This window comes from Moorena sp. SIO1G6 (assembly GCF_010672795.1).
Lineage (GTDB): Bacteria > Cyanobacteriota > Cyanobacteriia > Cyanobacteriales > Coleofasciculaceae > Moorena > Moorena producens.
In genome coordinates, this window is sequence record NZ_JAAHFZ010000004.1 from 41,920 (window position 1) to 67,514 (window position 25,595).

Consider the following 25,595-nt stretch of genomic DNA (forward strand, 5'->3'; position numbering starts at 1 on the left):
TATAAGACTTACGAAAAATTGAACCCTAAACTATATAAGTAGTAGGGTGCGTTATTAACGCACCCTGTAAGTCTTGTAAGCAATCCTAAAAAGTATGACTCAAAAGTATGACCAGTAATGTCAAAGTGCTAGCACGGGATACTCTAGAGATAAAGTCGAAACAGCAAAGATTTGGACTGCCATCTAAATTGGTAGGTTTAGTCTTGGCGATCAAAAAGTATTTCCCAGAAGCTATCAATAGCTTAACGAAAGTTATTGGTAATCGAATCAGACTCTTAGAAAGAGCAGAGATGCTGGCAGATGCTACCAGTTTCCAACGTACTGCAATTATTATGTCAGCCGTGAAACTTGGTGTTTTTGATTATCTGCACAAGCATCCCGGAGTTTCTGCTAATTTAGTAGCCAGGGACTTGAATCTTAATTTGATATCAACCGAGCGATTGCTTAGGGTTTTGGAGAGTCTCGGTTATCTCAACAGTAGCCAAAGTAGCCAAACTAATCATGATCAAGGTGTTGGCTATGTTAACACCAAAATAACTAAGAATTATTTGGTTAAAGAAAGTCCAAGTTATTTGGGTGATTATTACAATCTAGTCTCTCAGACATGGTCATCCTGGTTATCATTAAATTTAACTATCCAAACTGGCAGCTCAAATCAGCAGATGGATTTGTTTAATGGTAATGATGAAACCCTTTATGAGTACTATGCATTTGCTAACGAATATCTGAAAGAACCGTCCCGAGAATTGTTCACTAAAATTCCTATTGATCAGGTTAAGAGAATTATTACTGGCGAAGTGGGTATTACCTTTATAGGCAAGCTACTGGAACGCAAACCCGATGTAGACTTTGTGCTGGCAGGCTTGGAAAATCAAATTAATTTTTTAGAGCGACTTTTAAGCAAGTATCCTTTACCTAAATCTCCGGAAGAGATTATTATATCTCCCGAGGGAAACGCTTTGTCTGACCAGTGGGGTGCTAATGAAGAGTATGATATTGTATTCTTATTTAGAAAATTGTCCTACAGCGATTATGGTAGCCAGTTTATCAAAAAATCTTTTCAGGTTTTAAGACCAAAGGGTATGGTGATTATCCTGGAACCTACCACTGACAGTTTGGTTCCTTCACCATCATTTTTGCCAGAATTAGAAATAATGGATTTATTGATTGGCGGAGTCAAAGCTCCCCCGCTTTACTCCACCGATAAAATTGTTAACCTCTTAAGAGAAGTAGGCTTCATTAAAACTGAAGTGGTGTCTACTCAAAAGGGCAGCTTTTTATTTGTAGTAGGTTGGAAAAATTAATCAGGGATTGTTTATACTAATATCCCCTTGATTTCCGTCTTGATTAGTGACCAAATAAATGATTGGTCATCAAAACCAAAATTTTTACTACCAAAACTATTGCTCATCATTAAAATTAAAAAGCGATGCAGCGCGGTCTTGGGGAGGCAGCGCGGTCTTGGGGGTTTCCCCCATGAGCGACTGCCGTGGTTCCCCCCATGAGCGACTGCATCAAGAAATGATGGTGAGCAATTATATAATTCTAGGGTAAGCGCAAGAAAAATCAAACCAAAATGTGATAGCGATGCAGCGCGGTCTTGGGGAGGCAGCGCGGTCTTGGGGGTTTCCCCCATGAGCGACTGCCGTGGTTCCCCCCACTCGCGCTTTGCATCAAGAATAGAGCAAGGATTATGACCATAGTAAGCCTTGATTATCATAATTATTGAAATTAATTATCAATAGTTTGGAGAATACCCCCTATTTATTGATTTTTGCCCTTACCCTGCTTTTCTTAATTGCCAAACATGCTGATAATTGATCATTAGTAACTATAAATTCTGTAAGTTAAAAAGTTATGTAAAAACAAGTTAAGAACTATGTAGTAAAGAGCGTTAGCGCAGCGTGGCCTACGGCCAATCGCGTTTGTGTTGTTGTTCATTGAGGTAAACACTCCTGTAATTCAAGAAAGCCTATATATGTTAGTCATTCCCTGCCCTGCTAACCTCTTTCATGAGCCTAAAGAGTTACATCAGTTTCTCTTAGCCTGCCAGAAAAAATCTCAAAAACAAGGTATTGCCAAAATTGCCAGTATTTCTCAAGAAATTTCACCCCTCGACCCACTGGCGGTTTTTCAGGCAATTCGGGATAGAGCCGCCCCTTTTGCCGCCACCCCCGAGCCCCTACACTTCTATTTTGAAAATATAAGTAATCAAGAATCAATTGTTGCTATTGATGCGGCTGTATCCCTTAAGTTAGCTGGTGAACAACGGTTCTATAAAGCACAACAATTTATCGACTCATGTTTAGCTAACACCATAATTAGTGGTGAAATAGAGCAGCGATTGGCTGGACCTCATTTCTTCTGTAGTTTTACGTTTTTTGCTGACAAGTTTAATAGTAACAACCCTTTCCCATCTGCCACTATTTTTCTACCTCGCTGGCAAATTTCACTTTGTCAAAGCCGATGTGTAGTAGTGGCTAATCTTGAAATCAACTCTCAAGTTAATCTGGATTGGCTGGTCGAAAGCGTAGGTCGGCAGTTCAATCTAATCACCTCTTCTGGTCGTCTGCTCTACTGTTTTACTGGTAAGGCTAACCATCATGAATTTCTCAAGCAAGATTCAAAAAAAGCCAAAGACTTCAAATTATCGGTTTCATCAGCCTTAAAATCTATCCAAGCCAATCAATTTAGCAAAATTGTCCTTTCCCAAGCCGTCGATGTCGTCTCACCAATACCGTTTAATCTGGTAGATTCTCTGGACAATTTGCGCCATAACTATCCAGATTGCTATATTTTTTCGATCAGTAACGGCAAAGGCAAAAACTTTATTGGCGCTAGTCCTGAACGTCTGATTAGTATTTACGACCATCAGTTAGTGACGGATGCTTTAGCAGGGTCTGCTCCACGAGGTCAAACCCCAGCTGAAGATGCGGATTTGGCGAACCAATTACTTAGTAGTGAAAAAGAGAGACGTGAACATAACGCAGTGAGTGAATTTATTATCCAACGTCTTTGTCAACTGGGTTTGGAACTGGATTTTTCGCCATCTCCCCAACTGCTGAAACTGTCGAATATCCAGCATTTATGGACTCCGATTAAAGCAGCATTACCAGCTCATGTCAATCCCCTAGAGATTATAGCGAAACTGCATCCTACTCCAGCAGTGGCTGGTGTTCCTACCAAAATTGCTTGTGAGCAAATCCGACACTACGAAACCTTTGACCGTTCTCTGTATGCTGCTCCCCTCGGATGGATAGATTATCAAGGCAATAGTGAATTTATCGTTGGGATTCGGTCTGCTTTGATAGCAGGTAATCATGCTCGACTCTACGCTGGTGCTGGAATTGTTGCTGGTTCTGATCCCAATAAAGAACTGGCGGAAATTAACCTGAAGCTAATGGTGCTTCTTAAAGCCTTAGTTTAACCCTGTGTTCATTGGTCGTTGCTGTTGGATAATCAGTTAAAATAATTTCGATATCATGAATTGTAACAATTATAGCAATTCTTATAGCTATGAGGTACAAAGCGATCCCCCTAAATCCCCCTTAAAAAGGGGGACTTTGAGGTTAAAAAGCGTACCTCATAACTGCAATTAACGCGCTTATATTTGATAAATGCTATATAAGTTTCACTATGAGTTAAGAGGAAATCGAGAGCAACCACGGATTCTTTTTTGCCATGGATTCATGGGTAGCAGCCAGGAATTTGATGAAGCAATATCATTACTCTGTGAGGAATTTTGTTGTCTAGCTGTTGATTTACCTGGTCATGGTAAGACCAAAGTTTTAGGTGGGGATGAGTGCTACACTATGCCAAACACTGCTCACGCCTTAAAGGAATTACTAGAGCAGTTAAACTTTGAACCATGCTTTTTAGTTGGCTATTCTATGGGAGGTCGATTGGCTCTCTACATGACCCTTCATTTCCCCGAATGTTTTAGTAAAGTAGTACTCGAATCAGCATCTCCAGGGCTAAAGACTCAAGCAGAACAATTAAAGCGCCGTCAGCGAGATTTGCAAATTGCCGAAAAATTGGAAACTGGGGATTTATTGACCTTCTTATCAAATTGGTACAATCAGCCTCTGTTCAGCTCCCTCAAGCAGCATCCTAAATTTGAACAGATGATCAAGATTCGACAACAAAATAATCCTCTGGAATTAGCTAAATCTCTGCGTCATATCAGTACAGGATGCCAACCATCTCTGTGGGAATCACTCCAACATAATCAAGTTCCTTTGCTTTTGCTAGTTGGAGAGTATGATCATAAATTTAAATCGATTAACTCAGAAATAGTAACACTTTGTACAGAAGCTAATTTAAACGTCATTGCTGATTGTGGACATAACATCCATTTTGAGAACGTCAATGAATTTGTTAAAAATGTTAGACAATTTTTTTAGGGATTAGAAATTAGGGATTAGGGATTAGGGTAGTCAACCTTGGCCTTTGGCCACGCTACGCGAACAACCCTCAACCGTCAACCTTGGCCTTTGGCCACGCTACGCGAACAACCGTCAACCGTCAACCTTCAACCTTCAACCTTTAACCGTCAACAAAATCCAATCAACATTTAGAATATTCGAATTAATGTTGATTAACATAATTGAATGCCTATTGATTTTCGCAACACCAATAGCCTCTGGGCTTCCATCCTGGTAGAAACCCTACAGCGCTTGGGATTGACCACAGCAATCATCTGTCCAGGGTCACGCTCAACCCCTCTAACTGTTGCGTTTGCTCAACACCCACAGATTGAGGCGATTCCAGTTCTGGATGAACGTTCAGCCAGCTTTTTCGCCTTAGGCATTGCTCGACAATCGGGAAAACCAGTTGTCCTGGTTTGTACCTCTGGCACGGCTGGGGCTAATTTCTATCCCGCTGTGATTGAAGCCAGAGAAAGCCGAGTACCACTATTGGTATTGACTGCTGACCGTCCCCCAGAACTCCAAGATTGTCATTCCGGACAAACCATTGACCAAATCAAATTATACGGCAACTATCCCAACTGGCAAAGTACCCTAGCGGTACCTCAAGCTGATATCAGTATGCTCCGTTATCTACGGCAAACCGTAGTTCATGCTTGGGAGCGAGCCTCCTTTGGCAGCACTCCGCTAACACATTTTCCTACCCCTGGTCCAGTACACCTAAATCTACCCTTTCGTGACCCCCTCCCACCTATTCCCGACACAACCACTAACCCATTAAAATCCCAATTACAACCAGAAGAATTCTTTGCTCACTGTCAGGAGCAAGCTGTAACTGACAACCTGCAACCTACAACTTATAACCTGCAACCTGCAACCGCTAAAGTCATACAGCAGTGGCAAAAATCCCAGCAAGGAATAATTATCGCTGGTCCAGCTCAACCCCAAAATCCCAAAGACTATTGTAATGCGATCGCATCCTTGTCCAAAACCTTAAGATGGCCTGTACTAGCAGAAGGGCTCTCACCGGTAAGAAACTATTGCGACCTCAACCCCAATCTAATTTCCACCTATGACTTGATCCTGCGTAATCCACGATTAGCGCAACAGCTAAAACCCACAATGGTTATTCACATTGGTGAACTACCGATTAGCAAAGAACTGCGTGCTTGGTTGGATAAATGTCAACCGCGACGTTGGGTGATTGACCCTAGCCACCACAACCTCGACCCCCTCCATGGCAAAACAACTCATCTGCGGATGAGTGTAGAACAACTGGGGATATGGGTAAAGGAGTTGAAAGTTAACCAGTTGAAGGTTGACAAGTTGACGGTTGACAGGTTGACGGTTGACAGGTTGACGGTTGAAGGTTCACCATCGTTGACGGTTGACAGGTTGAAGGTTGAAAGGTTGAAGGTTGACGGTTTACCACTGTTGAAGGTTGACAGGTTGAAGGTTGAAAGGTTGAAGGTTGACGATTCTAACCTGCAACCTGATAACCTGCAACCTGATAACCTGCAACCTGATAACCTCCAACCTGATAACCTGCAACCTGATAACCTGCAACCTGATAACCTGCAACCTGATAACCTGCAACCTGATAACCTCCAACCTGATAACCTGCAACCTGATAACCTGCAACCTGATAACCTGCAACCTGATAACCTGCAACCTGATAACCTCCAACCTGATAACCTGCAACCTGATAACCTGCAACCTTACCTAAAAAAGTGGTGTGAGGCTGAAGCGAAGGTCAGGGCAAAGGTTGACCAAACAATGACTAAAATGAGTCAGTTGTTTGAAGGGAAAGCGGCTTGGTTACTGTCCCAATGTCTACCACCGGAAACACCTCTATTTATTGCTAACAGCATGCCAGTCAGAGATGTGGAGTTCTTTTGGAAACCTGGTAACAGGAGGATTCGACCTTGGTTTAATCGGGGCGCTAATGGGATTGATGGTACCTTATCAACAGCTTTAGGTATTGCTCATCGTAATCAAAGTAGTGTGATGCTAACGGGTGACTTAGCATTTTTGCATGACAGCAATGGTTTCCTAATTAAAAACAAGTTTGTTGGTCATTTAACCATTATATTAATTAATAACAATGGTGGTGGCATTTTCGAGATGTTGCCCATTGCCAAATTTGACCCACCCTTTGAAGAATTCTTTGCCACACCCCAAGATGTCAATTTTTCACAGTTGTGTCTGACTTATGGAGTAGAGCACCAGCTGATTGAATCATTGCAGCAGCTCAAGCAAGGTTTAAACCCACTTCCTAGCCAAGGCATTAGAGTGTTAGAATTGCCTACTGACCGTAGAAAAGATGCTAGTTGGCGTCAAAATATTTTAAGTCTAATGACTACTGATTTTTTCATTAGTAACTAACATGAACCAGGCGATTTCTACCGGCAGTTTTTGCCTTATATAGTGCTTTATCAGCCTCGTAAAATAAATTATCTGGGGATGATTTTACTGAGGGAATCGTACTGGCACCCCCCAGGCTGACGGTAACAATGTCACTCACCAGAGAACCAGAATGAGGGATCGCCTTTTTGTAGAGTTTAGTTTCAATTGTCTCTGCTACCTGAATAGCGCCTTGTATATCAGTACTCGGCAAAATTACCACAAATTCCTCACCCCCATAGCGAGCCACCAGATCCCCTGGACGCTTTGCTGCTTCACCAAGGATTTGAGCAACTTGTTTAAGACACTCATCTCCTGATTGGTGTCCATAAGTGTCATTGTAACGCTTAAAAAAATCAATGTCACACAATACTAAAGACAAGGGGTTTTCTTCCCGTGCCAGTCGATACCATTCGTTGTTAAAATATTTGTCAAAGGCTCGGCGGTTGGCAACTTGGGTTAAGCCATCGATAGTAGCGAGGCGTTCCAACTCTTTATTGGCGATTTTTAACTGTATCATTGTCCAACTTGATTCAATCAAACGACGTACTCTTCGTCGCAAAACTGGCCAGTGAATTGGCTTAGTTATATAATCCGTCGCACCGGCTTCAAACGCTCGTTCTACAGATTGCTCATCATAGAGTGCTGTAATCATTAGTATAGGAGGACATTCGGAACCCAAGTTATCCTTCAATTTAGCACAGCAGGTAAACCCATCAAGTATGGGCATTCTGGCATCTAACAGCACAATGTCTGGCAATTTTTGCTCACAGATATTCAGACATTGCTCACCGTTGCTAGCTTCAATGACTTTATATCCTTCCTTTGTCAAGCTACGACGTAGCACCAAGCGTAGGATCTTCTCATCATCAACCACGAGAACCTGAGGAGTTTTATTATTAAAGTTATTCAAGTCAGTATTATCCATTATTGCTGCTTGAGTCAGTAATGTATTTCTTATCGATAGCTCTTGGTTATCTTGGCTAGAAATTAATTGAAATTTTGATCGGTAATATCTGTTTAATCTAACCTAAGAGGATTAAATCTTCTAAAGATTAGTCAACAATCAAGTCGTAACCCCTGAAACTGTTATAGCCGAATCCTTGACCTAAAAAGGATTTCGCCTTATTCAAGATAAACAGGATTTACGCACAGACTCTACCTGTAGTGTGGGCAAAACATTGCCCACAGTACAGGTAGAGTAAAATTGAGGTATTTGCGTAAGTCCTAATAAATTAATGTAGACCGACGGACTTGGAAACACTCCTGCATCCAGTGGTAATGCCAGTGGTGAGATAAGTTAACCTATTCAACAACAGTCAATTTGCCCCAGGCATTGCTATTCCTAGTAAAATGAGAGAAACAGCTATCCTGGAAGCCCTATTGTCAAGTACCCACTGAACTAATGGCACTTTCCTCGATCATTCGGACACTAGAGCACTCCCCTCTCACCAGTGAACTACTCACGAAACTCAATCGCCAACAGTCTCTATCTCTGAATGGTATTCCCCGTTTGCCAAAGGGATTAGTAGCATCAGCCCTGGCCAAGGCAGACCAACGTCTGCTATTCGTAGTCTGTAGCACCCTAGAAGAAGCAAGTCGCTGGGCAACCCAACTGGAAGCCATGGGTTGGGATACAGTCCACTTATACCCCACCTCAGAAGCATCCCCCTATGAACCCTTTGACCCAGAGTCGGAAATGACCTGGGGACAAATGCAAGTATTGGCAGATTTGGTCGAAAGGTTGAAGGTTGACAGGTTGCCAGTTGAAAGTTCGGACTTACAACCTTCATTGGTTCAACGTTCAACTCATGGGATGGCTATTGTTGCCACTCAAGCAGCACTCCAACCCCACTTGCCCCCTGTCGATGCCTTTAAGCCCTACTGCCTTACCCTTAACCAGGGCATGACTTGGGATGGCAAAAACCTTGATCAAAAGTTGGCACAGCTGGGTTATGAACGGGTTCCCCTAGTGGAAACAGAAGGTCAGTGGAGTCGGCGGGGTGATATTGTAGATGTTTTTCCGGTAGCCTTAGAATTGCCAGTGCGACTGGAATGGTTCGGGGATGAGTTAGAGCAGTTGCGGGAGTTTGACCCCGCAACCCAGCGTTCCCTGGATAAAATTGACGGCATCGTGCTGACCCCCACGGATTTTGGTCACATTATTAGCCAAGTTCTGAGAACTTCAAAAGCACAACTAATCCAATCTTATCTCTCACCTCAGGAGCAAGAATCTTTCGAGGAAGGTCAATCTTTAGAGGGTAGCCGCCGTTTCTTGGGTATTGCCTTTGACCAGCCAGCCTCTCTACTGGATTACCTGCCAGAAAATACTTTAATTGTCATTGATGAACCAGAACAGTGTGCTGCCCATTGCGATCGCTGGGTGGAACATGCCGAAGAACAATTAGAGGAACTGAATCATTCCCTGCCCTGTCTCCATCGTTATTTTGATCATGCTCTAGAGTTGAAGGTTAACCAGTTTCAGGTTGAAGGTTCACCACCGTTGAATGTTAACCAGTTTCAGGTTGAAGGTTCACCACCGTTGAAGGTTAACCAGTTTCAGGTTGAAGGTTCACCACCGTTGAAGGTTAACCAGTTTCAGGTTGAAGGTTCACCACCGTTGAAGGTTAACCAGTTTCAGGTTGAAGGTTCGAACCTTGGCCAAAAGGCCACGTTACGCGAACAATCTAATAACCTTCAACCAGCCAACCTTGGCCAAAAGGCCACGCTACGCGAACAACCTACTAACCTTCCACCAGCCAACCTTGGCCAAAAGGCCACGCTACGCGAACAACCTACTAACCTTCCACCAATCCTGTATTTATCAGAATTGGTGGAAGAAACTACCCAAAATGCCGTTAATCTGGCTAGCCGCTCTGTACCAGTAACACCCCACCAGTTTGCCAAACTAGCAGAAGTACTCCGAGAGCAGAGCGATCGCCGTTTCTCTATTTGGCTGGTTTCTGCCCAACCTAGTCGTTCTGTTGCCCTGCTCCAAGAACATGATTGTCCTGCCCAGTTTGTCCCCAACCCTCGGGATTACCCAGCTATTGACAAATTAAATATCCAGAGGACAGCGGTAGCGGTCAAATATTCGGGCTTAGCAGAACTAGAGGGATTTATCCTCCCTACTTACCGCATCGTGGTTGTGACTGACCGGGAGTTCTTTGGTCAGCATACCTTGGCAACTCCCAGTTATATCCGTAAGCGCCGCCGTGCTGCCTCCCAACAGGTTGACCCCAATAAGCTACGTCCAGGGGATTATGTGGTTCACAAGAATCATGGGATTGGTCAGTTCCTCAAGCTGGAAAAATTAAGCATAAATAATGAAACTCGTGAGTATTTGGTGATCAAGTACGCTGATGGTTTGCTCCGGGTGGCAGCGGATCAGTTGGGGGTACTATCTCGGTTTCGACATACAGGTACCGGTTTGCCTCAACTCCACAAGATGTCCGGTAAAACCTGGGAGAAAACCAAAAATCGTGTCCGTAAAAGTATTAAGAAAGTAGCGGTGGATTTGCTGAAGCTCTATGCCCAGCGAGCACAGCAGTCTGGTTATTGCTTTCCAGCGGATTCCCCTTGGCAGCAGGAATTAGAAGATTCTTTCCCCTACCAACCTACTCCTGACCAACTCAAGGCGATACAGGATGTGAAACGGGATTTAGAGAGCGATCGCCCTATGGATCGCTTAGTTTGTGGGGATGTGGGGTTTGGTAAAACAGAAGTGGCAATTCGGGCTATTTTTAAAGCTGTGACCTCTAACAAGCAAGTAGCTTTCCTTGCCCCAACCACTATCCTGACTCAGCAGCATTATCATACCATCAAAGAGCGGTTTTCTCCCTACCCGATCAATGTCGGTCTACTCAACCGCTTTCGTACCCCCCAGGAAAGGCGTGATATTCTTCAACGCCTTAAAACTGGGGAGTTAGATGTGGTGGTAGGTACCCATCAGTTGCTCGGGAAGAGTGTAACTTTTCGAGAGTTAGGGCTGCTGGTGATAGATGAAGAACAGCGGTTTGGTGTCAACCAGAAGGAAAAAATTAAATCTTTCAAAACTCAGGTAGATGTATTGACCCTCAGCGCTACTCCCATTCCCCGTACCCTCTATATGTCCTTATCGGGGGTACGAGAAATGAGTTTAATTACTACACCACCACCCTTACGGCGTCCCATTAAAACCCACTTATCTCCCTATAAACCAGAAGCTGTCCGCACCGCCATTCGTATGGAACTTGACCGAGGCGGTCAGGTATTCTATGTCGTACCTCGCGTTGAAGGGATTGAAGAAGTTGCTGCGGAACTCAGGGAAATGATCCTTGAGGCCAGAATCGCCATTGCTCACGGTCAGCTCGACCCAGCAGAATTAGAGTCAATTATGCTCACCTTTAGCAACGGTGAGGCAGATATCCTAGTGTGTACTACGATTATTGAATCTGGGCTAGATATTCCTAGAGTCAACACCATTGTGATCGAAGATGCTCACAAATTTGGTCTTGCCCAACTCTACCAATTGCGAGGACGAGTAGGTCGGGCGGGGATTCAAGCCCACGCTTGGTTACTTTATCCTAACCAGAAGGTACTCTCAGAAGCAGCCAAGAAACGCTTACGAGCAATTCAGGAGTTCACTCAACTCGGGTCAGGTTATCTGTTAGCAACCCGGGATATGGAAATTCGAGGGGTGGGGAATCTCCTAGGTGTAGAACAATCCGGTCAGATGGAAGCCATTGGCTTTGACCTCTACATGGAAATGCTGCAAGAAGCGATTAAGGAAATTCAAGGGCAAGAAATTCCCCAAGTAGATGATACTCAGATTGACCTTCAGATTACAGCCTTTATTCCCGCTGACTATATTCCAGATATAGACCAAAAAATCAGTGCTTATCGAGGAGTAGCTGCAGCAGCCTCCCAAAAGGAGTTAGCACAGATCGCAGCAGATTGGAGCGATCGCTATGGTCCAATTCCCTCCGTGGCAGAGCAATTACTGCGGGTGATGGAGCTAAAACAGTTAGGGAAGTCTTTGGGATTTTCCCGAATTCGACCTGAGGGTAAACAACACATTCTCCTAGAAACACCCATGGAGGAACCAGCCTGGAAGTTACTGCAAGAGAACCTGCCCCAACATTTGCGATCGCGTTTTGTCTATTCTCCTGGTAAAGTTACGGTTCGTGGTTTAGGTCTGCTCAAGACGAATAAACAGCTAGAGAGCCTGATTGACTGGTTAGGCAAGATGCAAGGCGCACTGCCAGAACCGACTGTGGTTGGGTTACCCCAATCCCCAATCCCTAATTCCTAATCCCACACTCCCTAATCAGTAATTGGTAACTGGGGAGTGTGGGGAGATGGGGAGATGGGGAGATGGGGGAGGTTTTTATTAAGGGTAATTATCCTGATACCGAGTTGCATTCAAAGATAGTAGATCCGGAGATGGGGAGATGGGAAGATTGGGGGAAGAGAAAGTTGTACGTTTGAGCGCAACTTGGTATGAGATCATATAAGATGATGGCTGTTGAGTGTTCACCAGCAAAAGTCAACAATCAACCAATTAGTTTTATCAAAAATTCATAGTTTGATTGGTCTTTCTTCTTTAAAACTTTACCAAACCTTTGTTGTGTATTTTTGTCCTTGAAATCAGGTAAGCTGTGATGGTCAGCTCATAGAATTTAGTATAAATTGTAACTGAAAATAAGCAGTTAACCTATTTTCATTGAAGTTGGTAAAAGCGTCGGTAAAAACCAGTATATTAGTCCTATCGAGTCCAATATCTTGGCTTACTTTGAGCAAGAAAAAAAGAAGTCGTCGGGCACGCGCCCCGCGTCGGTAATGTCGAATCGCAATTAAAATTTCCAGCTTTCTCAAATCACAGAAGAAATAACAGGATTATTGAGAATATAGGCAGTTTGTTAACATTAATTAAAATTAAATTATAATTATAATACCATCTTTAAACCTTTATCTGTAGTTTTTGATACAAATTTAGATGAGCTTACCCAGGGTAATGTCAGCTTTTTAAGAGTGGAAAACCCTGGCCAAAAGGCCACGCGTGCGCGTTCAAGAAGCTTATTTATTATGGCTTTGAGCTGAAAGCTGATTAAGAATGGCTGATAACACCTCAAGTAGCGTGGCTTTTAGCCAAGTCTGAATGCTGAAGTCTTAGCTCATCAGTTAAGTGGTAACACTTGAGCTCCTGTGCAGTTGTTTTGGTAGTGTCATAAGATGTTGGCTGTTGAGTGTTCACCAGCAACAGCCAACAGTCAACCAATTAGTTTTATCAAAATTTCATAGTTTGATTGGTCTTTCTTCTTTTAACCTTTACCAAACTTTTCCATTGTATTTTTATGCTTGAAATAAGGTAATATATCAGCTTTTTAAGAATGGAAAACCCTGGCCAAAAGGCCACGCGTGCGCGTTCAAGAAGCTTATTTATTATGGCTTTGAGCTGAAAGCTGATTAAGAATGGCTGATAGCTGAATGCTGAATGATGAAAGCTTACCTAATAAGTTAAGTGGTAACAATTGAGCTCATGTCCGGTTGTTTTGGTAGTGTTTATAGTTGTTATTTGTGGTAATAGGTAATAACTCGGGAGTAATCCCAATTACCTATTACTAATTACACAAGCTTTACAATACCTAGGCGACCGGACATGCTATGAATTATAGCTATATAAATTTTTATAAATTACCGCCAATATGGCAATACAGCTCAATAGTAATCGTGTTTGATTACTTGATGTCTACCTACTTAATTAGAACTCTGCAAAAGCCATTCCACAGGTGCGACCCGTGGCGAATTTAATTCGCCAAGGTCAAGGGCACCTATAGGAATGCCTTAGCTGAGGACTTTATTGATTAAATTTAGAGATGTATAGCCATGTTCAGAACTAACAAGCAAAGTACCAATCCATCCCTCTCACAGGTAGCTGATCTCAATACCAGTCTAACTCCGCGTGATCCACTGCCCAACAAACGTGTTGATTTACTAAAACCTGTGCGCCGATGGCTGGATCAAATAGAAATTACAGATCAAACCCTAGCTAGATTCCTCTCCAAAATTATTCCTGGTCAATGTCCCTTTGAGCGGGATTTAAAACTTTTCGGTCACTTAGTACTACACATCCCTCCCCTATGTAAGCTCAACCCTCTCTACGAGCAATTAGCTAGCCTACGTTTTCGGGCTCTGTGTTACCTAGTGGATCAGTGTGGAGAGGATATTGAATTTTACGCTTGAGAGGGGTATACCTTCTCTGTTTCGGCTAAGCAAATACACAAAGTTGATTACACATTTCACAAAACTCAAAGGCTTACAATGTCAGGGTTACAGAGATTGGGACTAGGTAATTAATTCTGCTATCGGTGCTTAGTAGTTAGTACTCAAAACGTAAGCATTCAACCTAGCGCATAAGCTAATCGCTGATAGCGATAGGCTGAATGCTTACCTCAAAACTACTAACTACTAATAACTAATCACAGGAGACGAAAGCTAATCGCCTTGATTTCTAGTTAAGGTGATTAGTCGCCACCCATCTTTGGTGCTAATCGCAGTTTGTGCAATAAGCTTACTCAGCTGTAGCCAGTTCTGTGCTGCCACGAACGCGACGACGGGTCAGGGTGTTGTATAGCATTATACCAATGGCTTTAATCAGATTACCCTCTAGTTCCTGGAACATCTTCATATTCATGCCAAACGCAGCATTAGCTTCTTCCACAATCCGATCCGCTGTGGCATCATCAATGGGTAGCTCATCCATGGCTTGCCGATACGTGGCTTTGAATCCCTTCTCATCAGAGATTTGCTTGAATTCATAAAAAGCAGTACCTTGCCCATCTGATAAATTCATCCCCCGCTGGGCAATCTTTTTGAGAATCTGTCCACCAGATAAGTCCCCTAAATAGCGGGTGTAGGAGTGAGCAACCAATAGTTCTGGTTCCTTCTCAGAGATATCTTTAATTCTTTGGACATACTCTTTAGTGGCCACTGAGGGTACTACTTGCTGTTGCCAGTTAGAACCGAAGTAATAGCATAGGTCTTGCTCTAGGCTCTTTTTCCGATCAAGCTCTTGGAAGTAGATTTTTGAAACAATGGGGTGTTCCCGATGGCGCTCCATCTCTTCTTCCATCGTGGAATAGACGAAGTAAAGGTTGGATACTAATTTCCGGTAGGAGGTTTTTTCAACGGTTCCTTTCAAAAAGCACTTGACAAAACCCACATTCTCTGCCATGGTATGGGATTTTTTTGTCCCCTCACGTAACTTGGTGGCTAAATTGGTACTCATTCTTTATTTTTGTTCCTAAAGTTGACGGTATTTGTATTACTACTTACAGACAAGCGAATATCTTTCCAAATTATTAGAGTAAACTGATTTAATGAAAAATTTTGTTAAGAATTCTTACGTCAAGCCGAGATTCTATCTCCCCCACGGTCAGAGAGCAAGTTCATAGATCCTGAAACTGATCAGTTTAGCAACGGTTTGATCAGTACACAGAGGGGGGAAGGGAGAAGTTGTATGCTAGATTCAAAGGCTCAACTGTCGCAACCATCCAAAAAACTCTAGAAACTAGCAAGACACCAGGATTATTTAAGTAAAAATACTTAGGCAGTCGTCAGCCATCAGCTCTCAGCCATCAGCCATCAGCCATCAGCTGAGAGCTCTGAGCTCTCAGCGATTGGGCTGTGGCCACGCTACTTGAGGTGTTTATGCGCTACGGGCACGCTGTCTTGATCCAAAAGCGAGTGGTTTTGGGTCTACAGACCCAAAACCACGGCAGTTGCTCATGGGGGGAACCCCCGCAGGTCGGCACTGTCTCCCCAAGACCGTAATGGTGCGCTTGACCCGTAATTAAATTCGCCACGGGTCGCACCTCTGCCTCCCCAAGACCGTAATGGTGCGTTTTCCGTAGGCGAATTAAATTCGCCACGGGTCGCACCTCTGCCTCCCCTTTGGCTGACTGCATCGCTACTTGAGGTGCTTTGAATAAAATAAGCTGACGCCTGACTGCTGACTGCTGTTCGCGTAGCGTGCGCGTAGCGCATATGCTTACAAGCAGTCTTGTGAAAGGGGGTGCGACAAGGCGTAAGGGAACCTCGCCAAGGGAACGGGCACCAAGAGAGTGGAAATTTGTTTCACCATGGTGAGGCTGCCAATGCCTTGGCAGTTTAATCAGATTTTTTCTAGCCCCGAATTCCCAGAGAGTCTATTCCTTGAATTGACGCAACACACTAAACGCCTGAGAACGCCACCCTTCTGGCAATAGGGACAACACCAAAGCAACCCAAGCTTTTGAGGGGGAGCAAGCTTTTCCTGACCAAACTAATTCACGTCCGGTTGATGTTTGTCCAATTTCAATCAGCCGCAATCCTAGTAGTAGCTTAGTTTCCGTCAGGCGCGATCGCCTAACTGTCTCCAACATTTCTGACTCAAAGTTATAACTTTCTAGATAATGCAGTTTATCCTTTAAATACGGAATTGCTCGACTAATCCCTTGCTGTTGGGCATGGAATCGATATTCCATTAATAATTCGGGTAAATAATAGGCTTTCTTTCCCGCAATAGCCAGCCGAACAAATAAATCATTATCTTCACAATTTTGGATATTAGGACGCATAAATTCCAAGTCTTTAAACGCCTGCATCCGAAATAACGTAGCGCCAATTTGAAAGCTCTGCTGAATAAAAACAACTTCAAGTAAATTCTCAACAATCCCTTTGATTAAGTTAGTTCTTCCCCACTTATGAGAGTTTAATTTGGTAGCTGATTCATCCCTAGTATTATTGATGGTAATTACCCAATGGTCTGTCCCGACAAAATCAATACTATGGTCTGGCTCTAAGATAGCCGTTGTTTTGGCTAAAAATTCAGGTGTCAGCCGGTCATCATCATCAAATTTAATAAAATATTCCCCCAATGCCGCATCAAATCCAGAGCGCATATTATTACTTTTTCCAATATTTTTGGGGTGACGGATGTAGTTAATTCGGCTATCCTGATACTGGGACATTAACTCAGGAGTGTCATCAGTTGAACCATCATCACAGACAATTAATTCCCAGTCTTGATACGTTTGTTTAATAACACTGTCAATCGCATAAGGAAGTAAATTAACGCGATTGAATGTAGGAATACATACACTAACCTTGGGGACTCGTTGAATCATTGTATTGTTATATATGAAACTATCAAGCCACTCAATTCATTGATTTGTTGACATAAATTTATCCTATTGGATGCCTGATATCAAGTCCGGTTACAACGAACTAGATATGACTTATAGCAATGTCTTGATGCAGTCGCTCATGGGGAGGGGCTGTGTGCGGAACCTGCGTCCGCACCTTGTAAGCCCCGTGGGAACCCCCAAGACCGCGCTGCATCGCTTTTTTACCTAACCTGAAGATATGATGAAAATTCTCATGCTATCTGCCACCTTTCCTTATCCCCCCACTAGGGGAGGAACTCAGGTACGGACATTTAATTTATTAAAACATCTTAAGTTAAGTCATGATATCACCATGATTACTCAACGTTCAGAAGATGTCACGGATCAGGAAGTGGAAAAACTAGGGAAATGGGTAGATGAATTGGTGGTTTTCCCCCAACCAAAGCCTTGTGATCCCTCAGGAGGAATCTGGGGCAAAGTAAAGCGATTTAGTAATTTTATTCGCCAAGGCATCCCCCCCAGTGTGCTACATCTCTACTCCCCGGACATTCAGCAATGGATGGATGAAGCTGTGGCGGCTGGAAGGTTTGACATTATTACCTGTGAACATAGTGTAAATGAAATATATGTACGACCGGAATGGCGACAGCAGCTGGGAACGGTGGTGAATATTCACAGTTCTGTTTATGGTACGTTCCGTAATCAGTTGGAAACAGGAACCTCGGAAAATCAGCTCAGAGACCAGTTAAATTTACCCCTGTTGCGCCGCTATGAGGAACGATACTGTGCCAAATTTACTGGTCTTGTGGTCACAACACCGGAGGATCAAAGCCAGATAGCTGCCTACAAGCCATCGGGTAAAATTGTGGTGATTCCAAATGGGGTGGATTTGACTCAATTTCCCCAACGCACTGCTGACCCAGGGGGACATCGCATAGTTTTTATTGGAGCTATGGATAACCGAGCCAACATTGATGCTGTAAGCTTTTTCAGCTTGGAGGTCTTTCCAGCCATTAAAGAACGCTATGGAGATGCTAGCCTGGACCTGGTCGGAGCAAGACCAGTACCTGCAGTTTTGGAGTTGGCAGCATTGTCGGGAATTACGGTCACCGGTCGTGTGCCATCAATGGTAGAGTATCTCCATCAAGCAACTATCTGTGTGGTACCGATGCGGACTGGCTTTGGCATTAAAAACAAGACTCTGGAAGCAATGGCGGCTGGGGTACCTGTAGTGGGAAGCGATCGCGGTTTGGAGGGACTGGCAGTTGATGGTGCCAATACACCTCTGCGAGCATTGCGGGCAAATCATGTTAAGGAGTATCTTAGTGCCATCACTCGTTTGTTTGAAGACCCACAGCTGCGAGCAAAGTTGTCTCAAAACGCGCGTTCATTGATCGAGAATGAATACACCTGGGATCGGGCTGGTCAATGCTACGAAAACGCCCTAGCTCAGTCAGTGCTTAGGAGTTAGTGGAATATGTTCATCTAAAAACTTCCGAGAGTAGGGAAACTCTGTGACGGTGGCAAACCCCTCTAAATCACCGTCACTGCAAGTCATAGAGAGATTAGGCTACTTGGTGTTGGTAAATCGGTAAATTTGAATTTTTAACTATATTTTCTAGAGGAAAATTCACAATTAGTATAAATGTATTGGTATGAAGATATAATACTTTTATACTGTCCGATTGTTTCGGTAGTGTTCTTTGTCGTTGTTTTTTGGGTTTTGGGTAATAGGTAATCGGGAATTACTCTGAAGTAATCAGAATTATCAAAAACCCCAACCTTGGCAATATCGATTATCACCTATTTTATACAATAAGAAGTTGGAGTAAATTAAAATGACGAAATGTTAATAAAAGTTTATAATTTTTTTAACTAGTATAAATAAATTGATGCTTAACTCATGTAAAAAGTGAGATAAGCATGAATTATTGCCTGTCCTTTCCTTGTGGTCAATTATTGCTCAAAGTAGTAACGTCCTATGAAGATTCTAATGATCTCCACCACCTTTCCCTATCCGCCAACCCGGGGGGCAACTCAGGTCAGGACGTTTAATTTACTTAAGTACCTGAGTAAGCGTCATGGTATAACCTTGGTTACTCAACGTTCTGAGGATATCACGGACATCGAGGTAGAAAAATTGCAGCAGTGGGTGGAAGAACTGGTGATGTTTCCCCAACCCCAAGCATCAGAACAAGAGCAAGGCATAAAGGAGAAATTACAGCGCTGGAGTACCATTTTGCAACAGGGAACGCCCCAGAAAGTACTCCAACTCTACTCAACTGCAATGCAGCAATGGCTGGATCAGGCTGTAGAGGCGGGACAATTTGACCTGATTACCTGTGAACACAGTGCCAATGAAATTTATGTGCGACCAGAGTGGCGGGAGCAGCTGCGCACTTTGGTGAATATTCATCATTCTGTATACCGGAAATCTCTGGACAAGCTGGAAACCAAAACATCAGACAATCAGCTGAAAGACCAGTTAAATTTGCCCCTATTACGTCGCTATGAAGAGCAATATTGTGCTAAATTCACAGACATTGTAGTCACAACAGCAGAAGATAGACGGCAAATAGAATCCTTTGAGCTAGACAGTCAAATTACATTGATTTCTAATGGGGTTGATGTTAATTTATTTCCCAGGCGCATCTCTGATCCTGGTGGACACAGATTAGTATTTACTGGGGCGATGGATAACCCACTAAACATCAAAGCGGCTCGTTATTTTAGCCTAGAGGTGTTCCCAGCAATTACAGAGCGCTATGCTGATACCAAGCTAGAATTGGTCGGACCCAAACCGGTGCAAGCGGTGCTAGATTTAGAGGAGATCCAAGGGATTAGTGTAACTGGCGCAGTGCCTTCTTTAGTAGACCACCTTCATAAGGCAACTATATTTGTGGTGCCCATGCAAAGTGGATTTGGCGTAAAAAATAAAACTCTGGAAGCGATGGCAGCAGGAGTACCTGTCGTGGGAAGCGATCGCGGTTTGGAGGGCTTGACAGTTGATGGCGGGGATGTCCCTTTGCGGGCATTGCGAGCAAATGATACAACAGAATATGTTTATGGCATTAGTCGATTATTTGAAGACCGCCAACTCCGTAAACAACTGTCTGAAAATGGTCGAGCGTATATTGAACAGAAATATACTTGGGAACGTTCTGGTGAGCTATATGACCAGGTAATCACAAGTTGAAGGGTTTAGGGTGTAGGGTTTAGGGTGTAGGGTTTAGGGTGTAGGGTTTAGGGTTTAGGGTGTAGGGTTTAGGGTGTAGGGTTTAGAGTGAGCAAGGCAGAATGACGAATTTGCCTGTTGCCTGTTGCCTGTTGCCTGTTGCCTGTTGCCTGTTGCCTGTTGCCTGTTGCCTGTTGCCTGTTGCCTGTTGCCTGTTGCCTGTTGCCTGTTGCCTGTTGCCTGTTGCCTGTTGCCTGTTGCCTAAAATCCAACATGTACCTCACCGAATTTAGAACTGCTATATTGCCGCCAACATTTTTTTCAAACTAGGAAAAAAGTAGAAAGATAAACTATTAAAACATCAGTGCAAAAGTCTAGTAGAGGTGGTTGGTTAACAACCATTGGCGCGATCGCTGCCTTAATCACCACTAGCGGTATCATTGCCGGTAGTATCTGGGTGGCGGTTATGTTAATTATTGACCCTGATTCGATTGTCTGGATCAATCACATTTTGCCGAGTTGGGCTCGTATCCCCCAGATTGTTCCCTCATCTGCCAAGACATTTGCCCAAATTCAAGGGGAGATTCGTGAAAATGGACTAACGGCGAGCACACCCGTTGCCCTTAACTCTGAGTTGCTGCTACCGATTTTGGCATCACCACCATCATGCCAAAGTAATTGTAACCAGATTGTGGAACTCAGAGTCTATCAGCCCCTTGAACAAAGCAATAGCGAACAGCAGTATTATCAGCTAGTTAGTCAGCTGCCTATCACTGCCCCGGTCGAATATTTTGTGCTGTCTACCCAAGTGAACACAGGATCGGATGATGCTAGTGTCTCCCGTTCACTACCTTTAACCAAACTCGATCGTTTCGATGAACAAGCTCTAGAGGAAGGGTTTTGGTTCAACCTCTCGGGTCACGTGGCCTCAGAGAATACACCCGAGAGCTATGGACAAATTATTCATTACAATCCAGACCAGACACACCTGAGTATGATGTTGGAGTGGAAAAGCCCTAATGAAGGTCCTCCCTATTGGCAGGAAGTGACCGGTGGTGCTAGTCCAGAATTAGTGGTTAATCATACTGTAGGCTTGGAACCCCAGTTCAAGGTTTACCAAATTCAACCTCGGTCTTTTGTCCCCAATCCGATTTATCTAGAGGAAATTTCCCTGGCCCAAACAGCGATAGATACTAAATTCTATCGCAATGGTTTAAGCCTAGCACGTCATGGTTTGTGGTCTGATGCTTGGCAATGGTTGAACCAACAGAAACCAAAACACTGGTCAGCAGAGGCTCAAGCCCAAATGGATTTGGTGAAACTGCACGCTCAGGTCACCGAGTCTCAGGCAAATCAAATTTGGGCAAGTGCCAGTGCCGCTATCTTTGCCTATCTCCTGGATGGTCGCTGGGGAGAGGCAAAAACAGTGTTTCAGACGGCAGTGGATGGTGCTCAGTTGGGGGATATTATCACTATGCTAAAGAGCGATTCTGGGGGATTGTGGCAGCGGGTAGAAGCAGCACTAGAAGTGAATCCTGATGACAGCAATGTACAAGCTTGGGGAGGGTTGATTTTGGCAGCCCAGGAAGACCCTCAAAAAGCGATCGCATGGGTGAAGGAATTACCCCAAACTAATCCCCAGGTTTACCAACTCCTCAACCATATGGAAAATGCCTTAAACCCAGTTCCAGCTATTGTCAGGCACTTCAGTCAACTGGTTGGCAATTCAGAAATAATTCAAACTGTCAACGCAACGGATTGGTTGCAACCGGAAGATGGACATGGGGGAATAGGAGAACAGCACTGCCAAAGGCAACAGGAAAGTACTGAATTGGTGTCTGTAGCAGAGGAAGAGAGTATAGCAGTTTCACCCCTGTCCCCTTGTCCATCTGTCTCCGTCACTCTACAAAAAAACCCCGAGGAAGTTTGGTATCAAGTACAGGTAAAAGCATTTCATGATGGTCAGGGTTGGCGGTGGATGCCCTTTTCTGATTTACGGCTGCCCACTTTGACCAAGGGAAAGCGATTGTGGCGATATTTGGGCTTAGACGTTGACCCCCAGATTCGGATTAGCCTTTGGAGTGATAATGGTATCCAGCAATCAACTACAGCTACGGTCAAAGGGGTTTCCTACCAGGAAGGGATGATTAAGCTGTTGGCAGCAGGTGGCAAATTCCCTAGTGAAGCCCTAGCTGTTGATGGCTCTAATCAGCACCTGCTAGCACACACCGATACGGGACTGCGCTGGTTAGACCCAAGTGCGATCACTTTGTCAGCACTCTACCACCTTAACCCCGATTCGGTGTCAGCCATGCTGCCAGTACTCTGGCAGGAGTTAATCAACAGTGGTCAGTTCTCGCCAGGACCGCTTCCTAGTTTACCAATGATGCTTCAGGAGATTGGGCATTGGTCAGTTAGACCGATCGAGCTGACTGGCAACAACCAGCCAGAAGCGGTCATAACCTTATATCAAGAAATATCAGTTACCTCAGAATCTACCGACGTTGGTCTCTCGGATAGTAATAATGACGGGATAGATACAGATAGGGCAACTACTATCTACAAACCCCGCACCATGATTTTTTCTGACACAGGAGCTTTACTCTACAGCGAATTTTCCCAAGATTCCAGCACTTCCATGACTGCGATCGCGGATTTAGGGGATGGCGGTCCTGCGGCTATAGTCATTGATGAACCGAATAACTATAGCTTTAAGCGTTGGTCACCCAAGCATCAGCGTTTTGAATAATAAAATTGGCGTTGCGTCAGTCAAGTAATGAATAGCAGTAGAGTTGGCATCCTGCCCGCTCTACCAGATCTCGAACGGGCAAGATGCCCATTCTACAGGTGCGACCCAAGGGCCCGAGCAATCCCTCGCGCCCTTGGAGGCGCGCACCTACTCTTATAGCAGAAGTCAGAAGTCAGAAGTCAGAAGTCAGAAGTCAAACTCTTGCGCTTACTTAGGTTTGAGACTTTTGTCATGTCCTAACTGCCCTGGCGACTGCTATAAAATCATTCTATTATTCAGGAACGCCAAAAAAATAGCCGTAGAAATACTATCCACGGCTATGTCAATCACATATGTCAGAAATTTCCTAAACCCAAGGCCAAGGGGGGGAAACCCCCCCAGAAAGTTAAGGTGTTATGGCAATAACCAATACTTGGTCATAGTAGTAATTACTTCTCCTGGAATATCGGTCGGTTCTAGAGGGGTCCACTCCGCGATTTCGGCATAGCCTAGGGAATAAAACATTTGCATACTATAAATTACTGATTCACGAGTACCTTTGAGAGTGTGCTGAGTCGGTTGTTTCTTGAAATTGCGAGTAAATTTTTCTGACATTGTGAAAAAAATCAACTTGGATTTACAATGATTATTATAATAATTATATATTTAATTTGTCAAGGTTTTTTAAAAGTTTTTTTGGGAAGTTTTAGGGTTTGTATAAAAAAGCTATTGCATAGGCTTGACAAAGCATAATCTAACGTTAATTGTAGACAAATATTAACTTATTTTACTTAATTTTTAGTTAATATTTTTAGCAATAATATGGCTAAAATGTGATAATATTAATTATATTAACCAACAATAGCAATCATTTTACCTGGTTTTTATCACCCGAGCTACCGTTAATGATTGTCGGGGTTTACTGGGAATTTCAAGAGTTAGTTAAGTGGCCAATATTTCCGACAGACCTTCCCATGGCTTTATTGAAGATGATTTGGGATAGGTTCGAGTCGTCGAATTTGTGGCTCTTAACCCTCTTTTCGATTAGTTCACCAGAATTTACTTAGTTCCTTCAGATGTCTAATGACTTACGACAGTACCCTAAAATATTTAGTTGAACAATATCCTCAAGCCTTTACCCGTTGGTTGTTTAACCAAGAACCAGCAGAGGATATCGAAATTCTAAACACCGAATTAAGCACAGAACCAATTCGGGCAGATGCCTTGTTTTTTGTGCGAGTTGCTGATGCTATCTTGCATCTTGAATTTCAAACCTTACCCCAATCTGAACCTCCGTTACCCCTGCGGATGCTGGATTATTGGGTAAGGTTATATCGTCAGTATCGCTGTGATATTGAACAGGTAATAATTTTTCTCAAACCAACCCGATTAGCCGGAGTATTTGTGAATCAATTTACCGAGAGGAACCTATCCTTCCGCTACCGGGTGATTCGGATTTGGGAATGTGATCCACAACCGTTACTAACAACACCGGGGTTACTACCCTTGGCAGTATTAGCACAAGCGGAAGTGCCAGAAAACCTGCTATCCCAAGTAGCAGCCAGAATCGATATGATTGAAGATAGACAACAGCAGCGTAATTTATCTGCTTGCGTGCAACTGTTGGCTGGGGTGAAATTTGATGAGCAGTTAATTCAAGCTTATTTTCGGGAGGATATGATGCAAGAGTCAGTCGTTTATCAACGAATTATTCGCCAAGGATTAGAACAGGGATTAGAACAGGGATTAGAACAGGGATTAAAACAAGGATTAAAACAAGGATTAGAGCAAGGATTAGAGCAAGGATTAGGACAGGGATTAGAACAAGGAAAGCGCAATGAGCTTAATTTAATTAAGCGTCAAATTAGCCGTCGCCTAGGTGAAATCAATCCCCAATTACAAAATAAAATTGAGGAATTATCCTTTCAGCAGTTGGAAGATTTAGGAGAAGCGTTGTTAGATTTTGAAACCGAAGTGGATTTGACCAATTGGTTGAACCAGTTATAGCGCTACGCGCAAGGGCAAGAGGCAAGAGGCAAAAGTTTACTAAAAAATAGGTGCGCTCTTACCATTAAGAATTTAATTCGCTACGGGTCGCACCTTTTTCAGCTTGTATCAATGTCTTAACTTTAATGGGTAGTGCTATAACAAATAAGTAACATCCGGTTAGGTGTTGCATTCAAAAGCCATGCTATCAAGACCTGATCGAGTGGCTTCTGAACCTCTCCCTTGAGTATTTGAATATAAACCTTGAGTATCTCGACCTTGTGGACGAGTATCTGAACTTCGACCGTGAGTATTTGAATACCGTGGTTGAGTCTCAGAGCCTCGTGAACGAATATCAGAGTCTCAACGTTGAGTATTTGAGTCTCGTGGTCGAGTATTTGAATATCGTGGACGAGTCTCAGAGTCTCGTGGTTGAGTATTTGAATATCGTGGTCGAGTATTTGAATATCGTGGACGAGTCTGAGAGTCTCAACGTTGAGTATTTGAGTCTCGTGGTTGAGCCTCAGAGCCTCGTGAACAAACCTCTTCCCTGCTCCCTACTGAGATGGAATAGAGCTGCGGGCAGGATGCCGACTCTACTGAGATGGAATAGAGCTGCGGGCAGGATGCCCACTCTACTGAGATGGAATAGACGGGCGGGCAGGATGCCGACTCTACTGATATTGAATAGAGCTGCGGGCAGGATGCCCACTCTACTGATATTGAAT

17 protein-coding genes and 2 pseudogenes are annotated in these 25,595 nt (G+C 43.7%); 12 read left to right on the top strand and 7 right to left on the bottom strand.

What is annotated here, in order from left to right; translation table 11 throughout:
- The first annotated feature begins 107 nt into the window (after positions 1 to 107).
- The 6 genes and pseudogenes from F6K63_RS05440 to menD all read left to right on the top strand — a co-directional run.
- A complete protein-coding gene (locus F6K63_RS05440; RefSeq protein WP_008187026.1) occupies positions 108 to 1,304 on the top strand; it encodes a methyltransferase family protein in 1,197 nt (398 codons plus the stop codon).
- Between the two features lie 58 nt (positions 1,305 to 1,362).
- Positions 1,363 to 1,554, top strand: coding sequence for a hypothetical protein (locus tag F6K63_RS05445; RefSeq protein ID WP_154659860.1), 192 nt, complete (start codon positions 1,363 to 1,365; stop codon positions 1,552 to 1,554).
- 424 nt (positions 1,555 to 1,978) lie between these two features.
- Positions 1,979 to 3,427: an isochorismate synthase gene (locus tag F6K63_RS05450; protein ID WP_008187020.1), complete on the top strand. Its 1,449-nt coding sequence runs from the start codon at positions 1,979 to 1,981 to the stop codon at positions 3,425 to 3,427.
- A gap of 190 nt (positions 3,428 to 3,617) precedes the next feature.
- Positions 3,618 to 4,403, top strand: a complete 786-nt coding sequence (gene menH / locus F6K63_RS05455; RefSeq protein WP_008187019.1) for a 2-succinyl-6-hydroxy-2,4-cyclohexadiene-1-carboxylate synthase — start codon at positions 3,618 to 3,620, stop codon at positions 4,401 to 4,403.
- Positions 4,404 to 4,442: 39 nt separating this feature from the next.
- Complete coding sequence (locus F6K63_RS05460) at positions 4,443 to 4,577, top strand: hypothetical protein (protein ID WP_287311158.1); 135 nt, start codon at positions 4,443 to 4,445, stop codon at positions 4,575 to 4,577.
- A gap of 33 nt (positions 4,578 to 4,610) precedes the next feature.
- Positions 4,611 to 5,690, top strand: a pseudogene (gene menD / locus F6K63_RS37090) (2-succinyl-5-enolpyruvyl-6-hydroxy-3-cyclohexene-1-carboxylic-acid synthase); the annotation flags it as partial.
- On the opposite strand, the pseudogene F6K63_RS37095 reads toward menD, so the two are convergent.
- Positions 5,678 to 6,094: pseudogene (locus tag F6K63_RS37095) on the bottom strand (pentapeptide repeat-containing protein); the annotation flags it as partial. The pseudogenes menD and F6K63_RS37095 overlap by 13 nt on opposite strands.
- A 707-nt stretch (positions 6,095 to 6,801) precedes the next feature.
- A complete protein-coding gene (locus tag F6K63_RS05470; protein ID WP_287311162.1) occupies positions 6,802 to 7,758 on the bottom strand; it encodes a GGDEF domain-containing response regulator in 957 nt (318 codons plus the stop codon).
- Between the two features lie 477 nt (positions 7,759 to 8,235).
- Between F6K63_RS05470 and mfd the strand changes: the two genes are divergently transcribed.
- Positions 8,236 to 12,123, top strand: coding sequence for a transcription-repair coupling factor (gene mfd, locus F6K63_RS05475; RefSeq protein ID WP_287311164.1), 3,888 nt, complete (start codon positions 8,236 to 8,238; stop codon positions 12,121 to 12,123).
- 1,574 nt (positions 12,124 to 13,697) lie between these two features.
- The gene (locus F6K63_RS05480) at positions 13,698 to 14,054 is read left to right on the top strand and encodes a Mo-dependent nitrogenase C-terminal domain-containing protein (RefSeq protein WP_008179812.1); all 357 of its coding nucleotides are present in this window, start codon (positions 13,698 to 13,700) and stop codon (positions 14,052 to 14,054) included.
- Between the two features lie 328 nt (positions 14,055 to 14,382).
- Here the strand turns inward: F6K63_RS05480 and F6K63_RS05485 are convergent, their stop codons facing one another.
- From F6K63_RS05485 to F6K63_RS05495, 3 genes are all read right to left on the bottom strand, one after another.
- Entirely contained in the window at positions 14,383 to 15,099 is a 717-nt protein-coding gene (locus F6K63_RS05485; protein WP_008179810.1) for a biliverdin-producing heme oxygenase, read from the bottom strand.
- A gap of 427 nt (positions 15,100 to 15,526) precedes the next feature.
- Complete coding sequence (locus F6K63_RS05490; RefSeq protein WP_131827057.1) at positions 15,527 to 15,742, bottom strand: hypothetical protein; 216 nt, start codon at positions 15,740 to 15,742, stop codon at positions 15,527 to 15,529.
- Between the two features lie 276 nt (positions 15,743 to 16,018).
- A complete protein-coding gene (locus F6K63_RS05495; RefSeq protein ID WP_287311165.1) occupies positions 16,019 to 16,978 on the bottom strand; it encodes a glycosyltransferase family 2 protein in 960 nt (319 codons plus the stop codon).
- A gap of 241 nt (positions 16,979 to 17,219) precedes the next feature.
- Here F6K63_RS05495 and F6K63_RS05500 point away from each other — a divergent pair, with 241 nt between their 5' ends.
- Both F6K63_RS05500 and F6K63_RS05505 read left to right on the top strand, forming a co-directional pair.
- Positions 17,220 to 18,449 carry a glycosyltransferase family 4 protein gene (locus F6K63_RS05500; RefSeq protein ID WP_287311284.1) on the top strand — a complete coding sequence of 410 codons (1,230 nt, stop codon included), beginning with the start codon at positions 17,220 to 17,222 and terminating at the stop codon, positions 18,447 to 18,449.
- A 510-nt stretch (positions 18,450 to 18,959) separates the two neighbouring features.
- The gene (locus F6K63_RS05505) at positions 18,960 to 20,174 is read left to right on the top strand and encodes a glycosyltransferase (protein ID WP_287311167.1); all 1,215 of its coding nucleotides are present in this window, start codon (positions 18,960 to 18,962) and stop codon (positions 20,172 to 20,174) included.
- Between the two features lie 68 nt (positions 20,175 to 20,242).
- On the opposite strand, the gene F6K63_RS05510 is transcribed toward F6K63_RS05505, so the two are convergent.
- Entirely contained in the window at positions 20,243 to 20,437 is a 195-nt protein-coding gene (locus F6K63_RS05510) for a CsbD family protein (protein WP_287311169.1), read from the bottom strand.
- A gap of 80 nt (positions 20,438 to 20,517) precedes the next feature.
- Between F6K63_RS05510 and F6K63_RS05515 the strand changes: the two genes are divergently transcribed.
- Positions 20,518 to 22,902 carry a tetratricopeptide repeat protein gene (locus tag F6K63_RS05515; protein ID WP_287311171.1) on the top strand — a complete coding sequence of 795 codons (2,385 nt, stop codon included), beginning with the start codon at positions 20,518 to 20,520 and terminating at the stop codon, positions 22,900 to 22,902.
- A 393-nt stretch (positions 22,903 to 23,295) separates the two neighbouring features.
- Here the strand turns inward: F6K63_RS05515 and F6K63_RS05520 are convergent, their stop codons facing one another.
- A complete protein-coding gene (locus F6K63_RS05520) occupies positions 23,296 to 23,496 on the bottom strand; it encodes a hypothetical protein (protein ID WP_008179798.1) in 201 nt (66 codons plus the stop codon).
- Positions 23,497 to 23,964: 468 nt separating this feature from the next.
- Here F6K63_RS05520 and F6K63_RS05525 point away from each other — a divergent pair, with 468 nt between their 5' ends.
- Positions 23,965 to 24,888, top strand: a complete 924-nt coding sequence (locus F6K63_RS05525) for a DUF4351 domain-containing protein (protein WP_287311173.1) — start codon at positions 23,965 to 23,967, stop codon at positions 24,886 to 24,888.
- The last annotated feature ends 707 nt before the right edge of the window (positions 24,889 to 25,595 follow it).

What these genes read in the sequence shown, in the direction of transcription:
- F6K63_RS05495 (WP_287311165.1), bottom strand. Translation starts at nt 16,978, where the DNA reads ATGATTCAACGAGTCCCCAAGGTTAGTGTATGTATTCCTACATTCAAT.
- menH (WP_008187019.1), top strand. Translation starts at nt 3,618, where the DNA reads ATGCTATATAAGTTTCACTATGAGTTAAGAGGAAATCGAGAGCAACCA.
- F6K63_RS05480 (WP_008179812.1), top strand. Translation starts at nt 13,698, where the DNA reads ATGTTCAGAACTAACAAGCAAAGTACCAATCCATCCCTCTCACAGGTA.
- F6K63_RS05520 (WP_008179798.1), bottom strand. Translation starts at nt 23,496, where the DNA reads ATGTCAGAAAAATTTACTCGCAATTTCAAGAAACAACCGACTCAGCAC.
- F6K63_RS05505 (WP_287311167.1), top strand. Translation starts at nt 18,960, where the DNA reads ATGAAGATTCTAATGATCTCCACCACCTTTCCCTATCCGCCAACCCGG.
- F6K63_RS05470 (WP_287311162.1), bottom strand. Translation starts at nt 7,758, where the DNA reads ATGGATAATACTGACTTGAATAACTTTAATAATAAAACTCCTCAGGTT.
- F6K63_RS05440 (WP_008187026.1), top strand. Translation starts at nt 108, where the DNA reads ATGACCAGTAATGTCAAAGTGCTAGCACGGGATACTCTAGAGATAAAG.
- F6K63_RS05525 (WP_287311173.1), top strand. Translation starts at nt 23,965, where the DNA reads ATGACTTACGACAGTACCCTAAAATATTTAGTTGAACAATATCCTCAA.
- mfd (WP_287311164.1), top strand. Translation starts at nt 8,236, where the DNA reads ATGGCACTTTCCTCGATCATTCGGACACTAGAGCACTCCCCTCTCACC.
- F6K63_RS05485 (WP_008179810.1), bottom strand. Translation starts at nt 15,099, where the DNA reads ATGAGTACCAATTTAGCCACCAAGTTACGTGAGGGGACAAAAAAATCC.
- F6K63_RS05500 (WP_287311284.1), top strand. Translation starts at nt 17,220, where the DNA reads ATGAAAATTCTCATGCTATCTGCCACCTTTCCTTATCCCCCCACTAGG.
- F6K63_RS05445 (WP_154659860.1), top strand. Translation starts at nt 1,363, where the DNA reads ATGATTGGTCATCAAAACCAAAATTTTTACTACCAAAACTATTGCTCA.
- F6K63_RS05450 (WP_008187020.1), top strand. Translation starts at nt 1,979, where the DNA reads ATGTTAGTCATTCCCTGCCCTGCTAACCTCTTTCATGAGCCTAAAGAG.